Below are 14722 nucleotides of genomic sequence, written 5' to 3'. Positions count from 1 at the left end.
TTGCGCCCTTCCCGTCTTCGCCCCCATATCGCGATATGGACAGTATCCGGCAAGCAACTCCCTACACGCCCGAATCCGCGATCCTCGCGCTGGGCGACGCGATGTACGATCCCGTCACCGCAGCCGATTTCCCGAAGACGATCCTGCGCTTCCGCAACGATCGCGCGGCGGCGGAAATCGGGCTCGACGGCCTGGACGATACCGCATGGATCACGCATTTCGGTCGCTTCGAACCGCTGCCGGGCAACCTGACCGAACCGCTCGCGCTGCGCTATCACGGTCATCAGTTCCGCGCGTACAATCCCGATCTGGGCGACGGGCGCGGCTTCCTGTTCGCGCAGATGCGCGGATCGGACGGCCGGCTGATGGACCTCGGCACCAAGGGATCGGGGCGAACGCCATGGAGCCGTTTCGGCGACGGGCGGCTAACACTGAAAGGCGGCGTGCGTGAGATCCTGGCCACCGAGATGCTCGAAGCCCTGGGCGTCAGGACATCCCGCACCTTCTCGCTGATCGAGACGGGCGAAGCGCTCCAGCGCGGGGACGAACCCTCCCCCACCCGATCGGCGGTGATGGTGCGGCTGAGCCATGGCCATATCCGGATCGGCAGTTTCCAGCGGCTCGCGCATCTGCGCGACGCCGAAACCATGCACCGGCTGATCGATTACACGCTCGATCGTTATTTCGACGATGTCCCCGGCGAGGACGGCGCCGCACGGCTGCTCGGCCATGTCGCCCGCAGCGTGGCGCCGCTGGCGCCCAGCTACGTCGCTGCCGGTTTCGTCCATGGCGTGCTCAACACCGACAATATCAACGTCACCGGCGAAAGCTTCGATTATGGCCCATGGCGTTTCACGCCCTTCTACGATCCCGCCTTCATATCCGCCTATTTCGATCATCATGGGCTTTACGCCTTTGGCCGCCAGGCCGAGGCGATCCATTGGGACGTAATCCAGCTTGCCGTGGCATTGCGCCTGGTCGCCGATCAGGAGGCGCTGGTATCCGCCATCGAGCCTTATGCCGGCCATTATGAGGCCGCGCTGATCCGCCACCTGCTGTGGCGCCTGGGCGTGGCGCCGCGTGGGGATACGGAGGACAAGGCCCTGATCGGCGGGATGGAACAGGCGCTGATGGCGGGCACCGTCGAAATCGATCGCTTCTTCTTCGACTGGGCTGGGGGAGACCGCCGCGCTCCCTCTCCCGCCGATGCCCTATACGCCGATCCGGTTTTCGACGATTTCCGGGCCCGCATTGTCGCCTATGCGCCGGCCCGCGCGCTCGATCATCCCTATTGGTCCGATGCAGCGCCCTGCTCGATGCATATCGACGAAGTCGAGGCGATCTGGTCTCGCATCGCCGACGCCGATGACTGGTCCGCGTTGCACGACAAGGTCGCGGCGGTCCGGCGCATGGGCGATGCGATGGGCGCCATGCCTTGACCTACCCTGTCCAAAGGTGCTGGAGAGGGCATTGACTGGCCAGAGTAACCCATGAATCCGCAGGAAATCGTCTCTTTCGAACCCGCCACCGGCGCCATCCTGTGGCGCGGTGCGATCGGCGATGTCGATGCCGAAGTGGAGACCGCACGCGGTGCCTGGGCCGAATGGGCGTCGCGCCCGCTGACCGTGCGGATCGAGACGATGCGTCGTTTCGGCAATGTCATGCTCTCGCGCGCCAGCGAATTCGCCGATCGGATCGCCCGCGAAACGGGTAAGCCGCTCTGGGAGGCACGGACCGAGGTCGAGGCGGTGATCGCCAAGGTCGACATTTCCGTCGCTGCCTATAACGAACGCACGGCGCAGCGCCGGCTGGACGGCGCAATGGGCGTGCGCAACGCGGTGCGGCACAAGCCGCATGGCGTGGTCGCGGTGCTCGGCCCCTATAATTTTCCCGCGCACCTGCCCAACGGGCATATCGTGCCCGCGCTGATCGCCGGCAACGCCGTGGTGTTCAAACCATCGGAGAAAACGCCGGCGACCGCCGAACTGCTCGTCGAATGCTATCGCGCGGCGGGCGTGCCCGAAGGCGCCGTGCGCCTGCTGATCGGTGGCCCCGCCGAGGGCAAGGCGCTGGCCGCGCATGACGGGATCGACGGGCTCTATTTCACCGGATCGGCGCCGACCGGCCTGGCACTCAGCCGCCTTTACGCCGAGCGGATCGACCGGATCCTGGCGCTGGAGCTGGGCGGCAACAATCCGATCGTGCTGTGGAACCCCACCGATATCCACGCCGCCGCGGTGGTGATCGCGCAATCCGCGTTCCTGAGCGCGGGGCAGCGCTGCACGGCAGCCCGGCGGCTGATCGTCGAGGACGGCAAGCAGGATGCGGTGCTCGCCGAACTTGGCAAGCTGGTCGACCGCATGATCGTCGGCAGCCCGCACGACGAGCCTCAACCCTTCATGGGGCCGGTGATCGACAATCATGCGGCGGATTCGCTGCAGGAAAGCTTTCTTGGCCTGATGATGAAGGGCGGCCGCCCCTTCCGCCGGCTCGACCGGCCCGTCGACGACCGCCCGTTCCTGACCCCGGCGATCATCGACGTCACCGATGTTTCCGACCGCCCCGATGTCGAACTGTTCGGCCCGATCCTCCAGGTCATCCGCGTCGCCAGCTTCGAGGATGCGCTGATCGAGGCGAACAACACCCGCTACGGCCTGTCCGCTTCGCTGATCGGCGGCGCACCGGCGCTTTACGACCGGTTCTGGGCGAATATCCGCGCGGGCGTGGTCAACTGGAACCGGCCGACCAACGGCGCGCCCTCCAACGCGCCGTTCGGCGGTGTCGGCCTGTCGGGCAACCACCGGCCGAGCGCTTATTACGCCGCCGATTATTGCGCCTATCCCGTGGTTTCATCGGAAACCGAACAGGCACGCGCATCGATCGGCATCGGATTGCGCGATCCCTCCAGCGGGTCCTGACACGGACATTGCCTGTCCCCGCCGCACCGCCTATCCCGCCGGAAAATCAGGAGGGGCGATGATGATGAAGCGTCAATATCTTGCAGCGGGCGCGGCGCTCGCGGCGGCCTTGCTGGCACCGGCCGCATCCGCGCAGCAGATACCCGGCCCCTACGGCCCCGCCGTCACGCTCGCCCAGGCGCGCACCATCGTCGATGCCGCGCATCGCGAAGCCAAGGCGCGCAATTTCCGCATGGCCTTTACGGTTGTGCTGCCATCGGGCGAACCGATCCTGCTTGAAGTGATGGACGGCACCCAGTCGGCCTCGATCGTGGTTTCCCAGCAAAAGGCGCGCTCCTCCGCGCGATTCCGCCGGCCGACCAAGGCGTTCGCGGATTCCGTCACGAAGAACGGTGCGGCCGTACTCAGCCTGGATGGCGTCGTCGCCGTCGAGGGCGGCGTGCCGATCCTTTCCAACGGACTGGTCATCGGCGCGCTCGGCATCAGCGGCGGAACCTCCGCCGAGGATGGCGAGATCGCCGCCGCCGCGCTGGCGAGCGCAAAGCTCAACTAACCACCCCCAAAAAAACCCTGCTTTGCGTCAAAGGCGGCGAACGCCCATCTGTCCGCCCATGGATGGTAAAGTGCGTGACCTAACCTCCGGGAAAGTCATCCTGGTTGGCGCCGGCCCCGGCGACCCGGAATTGCTGACGGTGAAAGCTGTCGGCGCGATCGGGCGTGCCGATGTGATCGTGCATGACGGACTGGTCGATCGCCGTATCCTGGCGCTCGCGCCGGCATCCGCGCGGCTGATCTCGGTCGCCAAGAGCCGCGCCCGGCACACGCTGGCGCAGGAGTCGATCAACGCGCTGATCGTCGCGGAAGCGCTGGGCGGCGCCACGGTGATCCGCCTGAAGGGCGGCGATCCCTTCATCTTCGGACGCGGCGGCGAGGAAGTCGAAGCCTGCCATGCGGCCGGCGTACCGGTCGAAGTGATTCCAGGTATTTCCGCCGCGATCGGTTGCGCCGCGGAAGCGTTGCTTCCCCTGACCCACCGCGACGCCGCGAGCGCGGTCAGCTTCGTCGCCGGCCAGTGCAAGGGCCTGACCGAACAGGACTGGTCCGGGCTTGCCGGCAAGGGCCGCACCCTTGTCATCTATATGGGCGTCGCCACCGCCGAGCAGATCGCCGACAAGCTGATCGCCGACGGCGTCTCGCCGGCCATGCCGGTGGCGGTGCTGGAAAAGGGCGGCCGTCCCGATCGGCGCGCGCTGCGTACCTTGCTTGCCGATCTTGGTGGCATGATCGCGCGCGATGGCGTTGAGAGCCCGGCGCTGATCGTGGTGGGAGAAGTCGTGCTGCGCGCCGATGCGGAAGATCGGCTGGCGGCATTCGAGAAACAGGCGGAGCATCTTGCGTGAAGATATTGACGGGCAATGATTTGCCGACGGGCGACGTGATCTGGTGGACCGGAACGGACTGGTCGCGCCATGTCGAGGAGGCGGCGGATGTCGCCGAAGAGGGCGAAGGCATCGCCCGCGCCGAGGAAGGCGCGCGCCGAGTCAACGCGCCCTATGTGATCGAGGCGACCGCGACCCCGGGAGGCCCCCGTCCCGCGCATATCAAGGACCGCGTGCGCGCGCTGGGCCCGACCGTCCGCCCGGACCTGACGCTGAAACCCGCCGACCCCGATGCCGGCAACTGGGTGATCTGACATGTACAAATACGACCAATATGACCAGTCGATCGTCGACGCCCGCGTCGAGGAGTTTCGCGACCAGGTGAACCGGCGCCTGTCCGGCGCCCTGTCGGAGGATCAGTTCAAGCCGCTGCGGCTGATGAACGGCCTCTATCTGCAGCTCCACGCCTATATGCTGCGCGTCGCGGTGCCCTATGGCACGCTCGACGGCCGGCAGATGCGCATGCTCGGCCACATCGCGCGCAAATATGATCGTGGCTATGGCCATTTCACCACGCGCCAGAACATCCAGTATAACTGGATCAAGCTGGAGGAAGCGGCCGACATCCTCGCTGATCTGGCGAGCGTCGAGATGCATGCCATCCAGACCAGCGGCAATTGCATCCGCAACATCAGTTCGGATCAATATGCTGGCGCGGCGGCGGACGAAGTCACCGATCCGCGCCCCTGGGCCGAACTGCTGCGCCAGTGGAGCACCTTCCACCCCGAATTCAGCTACCTGCCGCGCAAATTCAAGATCGCGGTGATCGCGTCGGCCGAGGATCGCGCGGCGATGCGGCTGCACGATATCGGCATCGAACTGGTCCGCAACGAAGCGGGCACGCTGGGCGGCAAGATCTTCGTCGGCGGCGGCATGGGCCGCACGCCGATGATCGCGCCCGAGATCAAGGATTTCGTGCCCGCCGAGGATCTTCTGAGCTATCTGGAGGCGTGCCTGCGCGTCTATAATCGTCACGGCCGCCGCGACAATATCTACAAGGCGCGGATCAAGATCCTCGTCCACGAGATCGGCGCCGACGAATATCGCCGCCAGGCCGAAGAGGAATTCGCGCACGTGAAGACCCTGGGCATCGATCCGCCCGCGGCCGAGCTGGAGCGGATCAGCGCCTTCTTCGCGCCGCCCGCCTTCGAAACGGGCCTGAGCGACGATCTCGATCTGTCCGATCCCGATTTCCGCCTGTGGGTGCAGCAGAATGTCGCCGCGCATGCCCAGCCCGGCTATGCGATCGCGAATATCAGCCTGAAGCCGGTCGGCGGCATTCCCGGCGACGCGACCGCCGACCAGATCGACGTCATGGCCGATCTCGCCGAACGCTACAGCTTCGACGAACTGCGTGTGACCCATGCGCAGAACATCGTGCTGCCGCACGTGCGCAAGACCGACCTTTATGCGCTGTGGCAGACGCTCGACGAAGCGGGGCTGGCAACGGCCAATCTCGATCTGATCAGTGACATCATCGCCTGCCCCGGCCTCGATTATTGCAGCCTCGCCAATGCGCGCTCGATCCCGGTTGCGCAGAAGATCGCGCAACGTTTCGCCGATCTCGACCGGCAGCGCGATCTGGGCGAACTCAAGCTGAAGATCAGCGGCTGCATCAACGCCTGCGGCCACCATCATGCCGGCCATATCGGCATTCTCGGCGTCGATCGCAAAGGCACGGAGAATTACCAGCTCCTGCTCGGCGGATCGGGCGCTGAGGACGTGTCGCTCGGCAAGATCACCGGCCCCGGTTTCGACGAGGACGGCATCGTCGATGCCATCGAAAAGGCGACCGATACCTACAAGTCGCTGCGCCAGGACGGCGAGCGTTTCGTCGACACCTATCGCCGTGTCGGCATCGAGCCCTTCAAGGAGGCGATCTATGGGTGACCCGCTGAGCTTCCGCACCGACGCCGCGCATGAAGAGCCGGCGGTGACGCTTGACGCCTTTCTCGATCAGTCGAACGCGACCTCGGTCCGGCTGGAACCCGACGAGGATGCCCGCGCCCTACTGCCCTATCTCGACCGGCTCGCGCTCGTCGAGATCGCGTTCCCCGGCTATCGCGACGGGCGCGGATATTCGGCGGCGCGCATCCTGCGCGAAGCCGGTTATCAGGGCGAGCTGCGCGCGCAGGGCGATGTGCTGGTCGACCAGATCGCCTTCATGCGGCGCTGCGGCTTCGACAGTTTCGCGCCCGAAAAGCCGCTCGACCCCGCCGTCGTCGAAGCGTCGCTGGCGCGTTACGATCATGTCTATCAGAAGGCGGCGGACGCGGCGGTGCCGGTCTGGAAGCTGCGTCATGGCTGAGGCGCGCGTGCGCGACCGGATCGACGTGGCTCCCCGCTTCACCACCGCCGACGCGATCCGGCTCAACAACATGTTTCGCGGCGTCGAGCCTGTCGAGATGCTGCGCGTGCTGCTCGGCGAAAACATGCTTGGCGATGTCGCGGTGGTGTCGTCGTTTGGGGCGGAATCGGCGGTGCTGCTGCACATGATCGCCACGGCCGCACCGGCGACGCCGGTATTGTTCCTCGATACCGGCAAACATTTCCCCGAGACGCTCGCTTATGGCGGCGATCTTGTCGAGCGCCTGGGCCTGACCGACCTCCGCATCCTGACCCCCGCCCCCGCGACGATCCTGAAGAAGGACGAGACCGGCCTGCGCTGGTCGTACGATCCCGATGGCTGCTGCGAGATCCGCAAGGTCGTGCCGCTCGAAACCGCATTGGCAGGTTTCGACGCCTCGATCACCGGGCGCAAGGGTTTCCAGTCCGCGACGCGCTCAGGCCTGCCGCGCTTCGAGATTGACGGAGACCGGCTGAAGGTCAATCCGCTGGCCAACTGGACCAAGGCCGATCTCGACGCCTATTTCGAGGCGCATGATCTGCCCCGGCATCCGCTGGAGGCCGAAGGTTACCCATCGATCGGCTGCGCACCCTGCACCTCCAAGGTCAAGCCTGGCGAAGATCCGCGTGCCGGCCGCTGGCGCGGCTGGGACAAGGTGGAATGCGGCATCCATGTGCCCGTCGCCGACCCCGACGACCCCGCAAACCAGCCGGTATTCTGAACCACAGGCCGTTCAATTTTTTCCCTTTGAGCGGTCGCGCCAACGGGTTACTCTTTTGCCGCGTCCAACCCCAGTGCCCGTACGAGGCGCAGGGCGGCGCACGGTCGCGATCCAACAGCCTGCCGGGCAGGGGGAATGCGCGTGCCGATATCCTCGTTCAGCACCAGGTTGCTTGCGGCAGGGTCGCTTGCGCTCGCCATTCCGATCGCGTTCCTGTCGGGTGACAGCGCGACGGTCGCCGCCGACCATCTGGATCCGCCGACGCGAACCGATCCGGATCTCGACACACTGCCCGATTTCGCGGCCGATATCGCCGATGTCTATGCCTGGCATACCACCAGCCATGTGATCATTGCGGTCACCTTCGCCGGGCCGCAAGCCGGCAGGGCCGCGAGCTATGATCGCGACGTGCTCTACAAGGTCAACATCTCCAACGCCGGCGCGCGCAGCGATCCCGAATTCGTGATCCGCGTCCGTTTCGGGCAGAACGGCACGGCCAATGGCGTCCAGTTCGAAAATGTGCCGGGCGCCGCAACCGCGATCGTCTCCGGACCGGTCGAAACCAATATCGCGAGCGGCGGCGCGATGCTGCGCGCGGGCCTGTTCGAGGATCCGTTCAATTTCGACCTGCTCGGCTTTCGCGCGACCCGCTCGACGGGCACGCTGCAGATGCGCAATGATCGCGATTTCTTCGCCGGCAAGGACGATACGGCGATCGTCATCCAGATGCCGCGCGCGGCGCTGGAGAACGGCACGCATCCGCTCGACATTTGGGCGACGAGCGCCCGCTTCGGGGGGAATATCTGATGCGTCGTCTCCGCCTCGGCGCGAGCGCGCTGGTGATCGCCATGCTCCTCCCCCTTGCTGGTTGCGGCGGCGATGGCGGTACGCTGACGCCGGGGCCGACACCCACGCCCACGCCGACATCTCCCGCGCCGACACCGACGCCGACCAGCTTCAACGTGCAGCCCTGCCTCGATCAGATCGTCACGCCCGGCAACAGCGTGACCGCGCTGATCATACCCGACACCGTGAAGCTGGACCTCAATCTGCCCCCCAGCTTCCCCAATGGCCGCCGATTGCAGGATCAGGTCGTCGACATCACCCTGTCCTACCTGTTGCTCGACATGCGGCGTCACAATCTGCGCACGCTTGCCGATCTGCCGCTCAATCCCGGCCGCAACGACGCGACCTTCCTGCCCGATTTTCCCTATCTCGCTCCACCGCTGGGCAAACCGCCGATCGCTAGCGGCGCCGCACCCAGCTATGATTTCAGGAAGGATCCCGACAGCGCCTTCATCTCGGTCGATCGCATGGGCATGCCCGCGATCGCGACGGCGCTGATCGGCACATCGGCCAAGATCCCCTATAACGACAGCAATACCGGCGAAGACGCGGCCGGACGCTGGACCGCCGAGATCAAGGCGACGCTCACCGGCCTGCACACTATATTGGGCGACGATCTCGCCCGCCTCAGCCTGGTATCCTGCGCCACGCCCGCCTGAGCGCCGCGCGGCTGCTGACAGCGGCGGCGCTGATCGCGGCGGTCGCCGCCACACTTTCGATCTGGCCGCATGGGAACGATACGGCCATGCGCACCGCGCGCATCCTGCCGCCAACAGTCGCCCCCTCCAACCAGCGCGATGCGGTCGCCCTGCTGGAGCGCGATCTGGCGACCGCACGCGCCGACGCGGCGAAGCGGGCGGACGATTGGTTGGCGCTCGAGAAGATAGCGACGCTGTCGATGGCGCATGCCCGGCTGACCGGCAGCTATGACGATTTCGCCGCCGCCGGCGCCGCGCTCGATCGTGCTTTCGCGGTTTCCGGTCCCCGCGCCGGCCCACATCTGACGGCCGCCGCATTCGCGATGCAGACGCACAGGCTGGGCGCGGCGGAAGCGATGCTGGCGGAAATCGACCGTTACGCCATGCCCGCCGAACCGGAAATCCGCGCGGAGGCGGAAGCGATGCGCGGCGACATCGCGCTGTATCGCGGACGCTATGCGGTGGCGGCCCGACACTATGACGCGGCCGAAGCACTGGCGCCAAGCGCGGGCCTGTTCGCGCGCCGGGCGATGCTGCAGACGTATCTGGGGCAGCCGGACCGTGCCTTCGCGGTCCTGGATCGCGCCGAACGCATGGGCAATTTCACGACGCCGCAGGCAGCGGCTGGGCTGAAGCTCCAACGCGGCACGATCCTGCTCAGGATCGGGCGATGGGATGATGCGGAACGCGCCTTTGCCGGGGGCGATGCTCTGTTCCCCGGATATTGGCAGATCGAGCAGAATCGCGCGCAGATGGCGGCGCTGCGCGGCGACATCAATGGCGCGATCCGGCTCTATCGCACCGCGATCGCGCATGGCGGCGCACCGGAAACGATCGACGCATTGGCCGCGCTTTACCGCGCACAGGGCGATCACGCACAAGCGGATGCCCTGTCGCGACAGGCGGCGCATTTGTGGGATGCGAGGCTGAAGGCGTTCCCGGAGGCGGCGCAGGCCCATGCGCTCGATCACTATCTCGCTTTCGGCCCAACCGCGCGGACGCTTCGCCTCGCGCTCGCCGGCTTCCACGCCCGCCCGCACGGTGCCTCCGCGATCGCGCTCGGCTGGGCATTGCTCGCCAATCGCCGCGCGGACGATGCGCTGCGGATCGCTCAGGCGGTTTCGCAAAGCGGCTGGGTTTCGGCGGAACAGCATATGCTCGCCGCCGACGCCCAGGCGATGCTCGGCCGCGGCGGTGAGGCCGCCAACGAACGGGACAAGGCCATCGCCATCAATCCCCGGATCCTCGATCGCCGATCCGCGATGATATGGTTCGGCCATTGATACCGAAAACCGATGCGATCGGGCGGACCACCGCATTGGCGGTGCTGCTGCTTTTATCGCTCCTGCTCCTCGGCCGCCCCGCCGCCGCGCATCTGACACCGAATAGCGAGGTCACTCTCGATTTTTCGCCCGATCACATCATCGGACACGCCGTCATTCCACAGGGTGAACTGGAATATGCGATGCGCGCGAAGCTGGTGTTGGATCGGCATGGTCAACTCGCCGATCCATCGAGGCTTGCCGCATGGCTGAAACCGAAGATCGGCGCAGCCTCGCCTGGCGGACACGCCTGGTCGACCAAGATCACCGGTCTCCGGATCGGTTACGATGTCGGGCCGCCCGATCTGCGCTTTATCATCAGGCTGACACCGCCGCCCGGCACATCTCCGCGCCGGCTGATCTTTCACTGGGAACCCGTGCTGGACCGCGTTCCCAATCATTTCGTGCTGGTGCTGATCGGCCGTGATTTCGAAGGCGGACATGTCGGTGCGGAAGCCAGACTGGTCGGCGGTCTCCAGCCCGGCCGCACCACCTTGCTTGTGGATCGCGGCAATCCCAGCCGCCTTCGCGGTTTCCTGGCCTCGATCGGCCTGGGCATGCACCATATCGCGGCGGGGCATGATCACCTGCTGTTCCTGATGACCTTGCTCATCCCCGCGCCACTGATCGCGCGGGGACGGCGCTGGAGCGGCTATGCCGGACTGAAACCGACGATCCGCCATCTGATCGGCGTCGTCACCGCATTCACCGTCGGCCATTCGCTGACCCTGATCGGCGGAGCGTTCTTCGATTGGCGATTGCCCGCGCAACCCGTCGAGGCGCTGATCGCACTGTCGATCCTGATCTCCGCGCTCCATGGCTTCCGGCCGATCTTCCCGAGACGCGAAATGTTCGTCGCCGGCGGCTTCGGACTGGTCCACGGCCTTGCCTTCGCCACGCTGATCGGCGGCCACGGCCTGGGCGCGGATGAAAAGGCGCTTTCGATCCTGGGTTTCAACCTCGGCATAGAGATCGTTCAACTGCTTGTCGTTGCCTGCACCGTGCCGGCGCTGATCATGCTGGCCCGGACCCGGCATTATCGGGCGTTCCGGCTCCTCGGATCGACCATCGCCGCCGTGGCCGCGCTGGCATGGCTGGGCGAGAGATTGAGCGGCGCGGACAATCGATTGGGTCGGACGCTCGACATGCTGCTGGGTCACGCCCCCTGGGCGATCGCGATCCTCATGATCATCGCCTTCACCCTCCATCGCCAAACCCGTCACGAAAGCGTCACATCACGGTCCTAACCCGCAATTTCCCCTGGGGGATTGGCCATGCCCGAAAACCTCCTCTCGCTCGGCGAAACCGTGATGCGCCCCGGCCTGATCTGGGGCTGCGCCGCGAGCGGGGACGGGATCACCGCCATCGAGGATTGCGACGCACCGGCCGATGGCGGATTGCGCTGGCTGCACCTGAATCTGTCCGATCATCGCAGCCTGCGCTGGATCGAGGAGAAGGCGAAACTGCCGCCGCTCATCCGCGACCTGATGCGCTCCAAGGACGAAATCCAGCGCGCCCTTGTCCAGAAGGGGGTGGCCGGCCTGGTCCTTCACGATTTCGAGCGCGACTTCGATGTCGACCGGACCAACCGTATCGGCGCGCTCCATGTCGCGATCGGCCCGGCGACGATCATCACCGGCCGCTTTCACCCGCTCCATTCCGCTGACATCGTCCGCCAGCGCCTGCTGGCCGGCGAACGCTTCACCGGGCCCGCCGATGCGCTGGACCTGCTGATGGGATCGCTGACCGACGGGCTGGCCCGGATCGTCGCGGGCATGACCGCCGAACTGCTTGAGGACGAGGACGAGTTCCTGACCCGTGGCGCATTGCCCGACACGCGCGATCTGGTCGCGGTCCGCCGGCGCGCCGCGCAGATCCACCGCATGCTGGCGGGCATGCGCGCGGCGTTGCAGCGGCTGCACGAGGATCCGGCACTACCGGCCACGCTCGCGCCGGTCGCCCAACGTTTCCATCAGCGGCTGCACACGCTCGACACCGATGTCGTCGGCGTGCAGGCCCAGTTGCGATTGTTGCGCGACGAACTCGATCTCCAGGCGGCGCAACGCACCAATCAGAACATCTATTTCCTGTCGATCATGACCGCGCTGATGCTGCCCGCCACGCTTGTCACCGGCTTTTTCGGCATGAACACGGGTGGCCTGCCGATGACCGGCGACAATGGCACCTTGGCCGCCGGCGCGCTGGCCGTGGCGTCGTCGCTAGCAACCTATCTGCTGCTCAGGTTGCTCGGCTTTGTCCGGCGGTAGGCGGAATGCATCCTAGTTGAACTGCTGCGGCAGACGATCGTCATCGATCGGATCGGAGAAGCGCGTGATCTTGCTGTCGAAGCGCATGCGCACCGATCCGGTGGCGCCGTGGCGCTGCTTGGCGATGATGAGCTGCGCCATGCCGCTGATCCGAAAATCCTCCTGAAGCCAGGCGTTCCACGCATCATGCTGGTCGGCGGTCGAGTTGGCGTCGGGCTCGGCCGGCTTCTTGAACGAGTGATAATAGTCCTCGCGATAGACGAACCAGACCATATCGGCATCCTGCTCGATCGAGCCCGATTCACGAAGGTCGGAGAGCTGCGGGCGCTTGTCCTCGCGCTGCTCAACGGCGCGGCTGAGCTGAGACAACGCGATCACCGGCACGTTCATTTCCTTGGCCAGCGTCTTGAGGCCACGGCTGATCTCCGAGATTTCCTGCACGCGATTGCCGTCGCTGCTCTTGCCCGAGCCCTGGAGAAGCTGGAGATAGTCGATGATGATCAGCCCGATATCGTGGCGCCGCTTCAACCGGCGCGCGCGTGTGCGCAACGCCGCGATGGTGAGGCCCGGCGTATCGTCGATGAAGAGCGGCAGATTTTCGAGTTCGCCGGAGGCACGCGCCAGATTGCGGAACTCCTGCTGGCTGATCTTGCCCATGCGCAGGCTTTCGGACGAGATGCCCGATTGTTCGGAAAGCACGCGCGTGGCGAGCTGGTCGGCGGCCATTTCGAGGCTGAAGAACGCGGTCTTCGCGCCGATCGACTTTTTGGGTTCGATTCCGTCCTCCATGTCGCGCTGCCAGCGATGCGCGGCATTGAAGGCGATGTTGGTCGCCAGCGACGTCTTGCCCATGCCGGGTCGTCCGGCCAGGATGATAAGGTCGGAATGGTGGAGGCCGCCGATCCGCTCGTTGATGCAATTGAGGCCCGTCGTGACGCCGGACAGACCGCCACCGGCATTGAGCGCCTTTTCTGCCATCTCCACTGCGGTGCGGCTGGCCTGGAGGAAGCTCTTGACCGATCCGGTCTCTCCACCCTCTTCCGCGACCGAATAGAGCGCGACCTCGGCTTCCTCGATCTGCTTCTTCGGATTCACCTCGTCGGTGGTGTCCATCGCCTTGGTGACGAGATCGCGGCCCACCTGAATCAGCGCGCGAAGCTGCGCCAGCTCGTAAATCTGTTCGGCGAAGTCGCGCGCGCCGATCAGCGCGGCGTTGCTGCCGGTCAGCCGCGCGAGATAGGCGGGGCCGCCCAGTTCGCGCATCGCCTCGTCGCTTTCGAACATCGGCTTCAGCGTCACCGGATTGGCGACCATGCTGCGCCCGACCAGCTTCAGCACGCCGTCATAGATGCGGCCATGCACCGGCTCGAAGAAATGATCGCCGCGCAATTTCTGCATCACGTCTTCGGCGACGCGGTTGTCGATCATCATCGCGCCCAGCAGCGCGGCTTCCGCCTCGATATTGTGCGGCAATTCGACGGGTTCGCCCTCCTGGGCGGCAACGATTCGGAACGGTTCGGCCATATGTCGCTTCTCGCGCACCCGGAGTGCCGGCTCAACCCACAGCAAGGCTGTGGAAAACTTTGTGGAGAAGCATATCATCCCCTGTCTCTTCGCCAAAGCGGCAATCACGGGGTGTTGAGGCGCCCGCCCTTCCCCGATAAAGCCCCCCAATGGCGGATCCGCGCATCATCGATATCGAACTGGACCAGGCGACGATCGTCTGGCGCTCGGCCGATGTCGAGCAGGAGCGCCGCATCGCCATTTTCGACCTGCTCGAAGGCAATCATTTCGCGCCGCAGCGCGAGCATGAGGATGGCTATAGGGGGCCCTATGCCGTCCGCCTGCGTGTCGAGGAGGGCCGGCTGGCAATCGATATCGGACGCGAGGATCGCACCCCGCTTGAATCCCTCATCCTCGGGCTCGGCCGCTTCCGCCGGCCGATCAAGGATTATTTCGCGATCTGCGACAGCTATTTCCAGGCGATCCGCAATGCGACGCCGCAGCAGATCGAAACGGTGGACATGGCCAGACGGGCCATCCACAATGAAGCGGCTGAACTGCTGATCGAGCGGCTGGCGGGCAAGATCGACGTGGACTTCGATACCGCGCGGCGCCTGTTCACGCTGATCTGCGTGCTGCACATCAAGGGGTAGAAGGCGGG

The 14722-nt window shown here is 65.7% G+C and carries 15 protein-coding genes; 14 read left to right on the top strand and 1 reads right to left on the bottom strand.

Annotated features, from left to right (window positions below; all coding sequences use genetic code 11):
* Positions 1-35 precede the first annotated feature (35 nt).
* From ACODTA_RS11985 to ACODTA_RS11925, 13 genes are all read left to right on the top strand, one after another.
* Positions 36-1439 (top strand): protein adenylyltransferase SelO family protein, encoded by a 1404-nt coding sequence (locus ACODTA_RS11985; protein ID WP_489066131.1) that lies wholly within the window; start codon positions 36-38, stop codon positions 1437-1439.
* A gap of 51 nt (positions 1440-1490) precedes the next feature.
* The gene (gene astD, locus ACODTA_RS11980; RefSeq protein WP_489066130.1) at positions 1491-2918 is read left to right on the top strand and encodes a succinylglutamate-semialdehyde dehydrogenase; all 1428 of its coding nucleotides are present in this window, start codon (positions 1491-1493) and stop codon (positions 2916-2918) included.
* Positions 2919-2979: 61 nt separating this feature from the next.
* On the top strand, positions 2980-3471 hold the full coding sequence (locus ACODTA_RS11975; protein ID WP_489066129.1) for a GlcG/HbpS family heme-binding protein: 492 nt from the start codon (positions 2980-2982) through the stop codon (positions 3469-3471).
* A 58-nt stretch (positions 3472-3529) separates the two neighbouring features.
* Complete coding sequence (cobA, locus tag ACODTA_RS11970; RefSeq protein WP_489066128.1) at positions 3530-4318, top strand: uroporphyrinogen-III C-methyltransferase; 789 nt, start codon at positions 3530-3532, stop codon at positions 4316-4318.
* Complete coding sequence (locus ACODTA_RS11965) at positions 4315-4611, top strand: DUF2849 domain-containing protein (protein ID WP_489066127.1); 297 nt, start codon at positions 4315-4317, stop codon at positions 4609-4611. The genes cobA and ACODTA_RS11965 overlap by 4 nt, the downstream gene beginning before the upstream one ends.
* 1 nt (position 4612) lies before the next feature.
* Entirely contained in the window at positions 4613-6247 is a 1635-nt protein-coding gene (locus ACODTA_RS11960) for a nitrite/sulfite reductase (RefSeq protein ID WP_489066126.1), read from the top strand.
* Positions 6240-6665, top strand: coding sequence for a DUF934 domain-containing protein (locus tag ACODTA_RS11955; RefSeq protein WP_489066125.1), 426 nt, complete (start codon positions 6240-6242; stop codon positions 6663-6665). Before ACODTA_RS11960 ends, ACODTA_RS11955 begins: the two co-directional genes overlap by 8 nt.
* On the top strand, positions 6658-7425 hold the full coding sequence (locus tag ACODTA_RS11950) for a phosphoadenylyl-sulfate reductase (RefSeq protein WP_489066124.1): 768 nt from the start codon (positions 6658-6660) through the stop codon (positions 7423-7425). Before ACODTA_RS11955 ends, ACODTA_RS11950 begins: the two co-directional genes overlap by 8 nt.
* A gap of 141 nt (positions 7426-7566) precedes the next feature.
* The gene (locus tag ACODTA_RS11945; RefSeq protein WP_489066123.1) at positions 7567-8232 is read left to right on the top strand and encodes a hypothetical protein; all 666 of its coding nucleotides are present in this window, start codon (positions 7567-7569) and stop codon (positions 8230-8232) included.
* Positions 8232-8930 (top strand): DUF4331 family protein, encoded by a 699-nt coding sequence (locus ACODTA_RS11940; RefSeq protein WP_489066122.1) that lies wholly within the window; start codon positions 8232-8234, stop codon positions 8928-8930. The genes ACODTA_RS11945 and ACODTA_RS11940 overlap by 1 nt, the downstream gene beginning before the upstream one ends.
* 86 nt (positions 8931-9016) lie before the next feature.
* Positions 9017-10252: a tetratricopeptide repeat protein gene (locus ACODTA_RS11935; RefSeq protein ID WP_489066121.1), complete on the top strand. Its 1236-nt coding sequence runs from the start codon at positions 9017-9019 to the stop codon at positions 10250-10252.
* Positions 10249-11538 carry a HupE/UreJ family protein gene (locus tag ACODTA_RS11930; protein ID WP_489066120.1) on the top strand — a complete coding sequence of 430 codons (1290 nt, stop codon included), beginning with the start codon at positions 10249-10251 and terminating at the stop codon, positions 11536-11538. The genes ACODTA_RS11935 and ACODTA_RS11930 overlap by 4 nt, the downstream gene beginning before the upstream one ends.
* A gap of 27 nt (positions 11539-11565) precedes the next feature.
* A complete protein-coding gene (locus ACODTA_RS11925) occupies positions 11566-12558 on the top strand; it encodes a CorA family divalent cation transporter (protein WP_489066119.1) in 993 nt (330 codons plus the stop codon).
* A gap of 12 nt (positions 12559-12570) precedes the next feature.
* On the opposite strand, the gene ACODTA_RS11920 is transcribed toward ACODTA_RS11925, so the two are convergent.
* Positions 12571-14082, bottom strand: coding sequence for a replicative DNA helicase (locus ACODTA_RS11920; RefSeq protein WP_489066118.1), 1512 nt, complete (start codon positions 14080-14082; stop codon positions 12571-12573).
* A gap of 149 nt (positions 14083-14231) precedes the next feature.
* On the opposite strand from ACODTA_RS11920, the gene ACODTA_RS11915 reads away from it, so the two are divergent.
* Positions 14232-14714 carry a UPF0262 family protein gene (locus ACODTA_RS11915; RefSeq protein WP_489066117.1) on the top strand — a complete coding sequence of 161 codons (483 nt, stop codon included), beginning with the start codon at positions 14232-14234 and terminating at the stop codon, positions 14712-14714.
* The last annotated feature ends 8 nt before the right edge of the window (positions 14715-14722 follow it).

The organism is Sphingomonas sp. FG14 (genome assembly GCF_057809675.1).
This window is presented reverse-complemented; position numbering and strand designations above follow the sequence as displayed.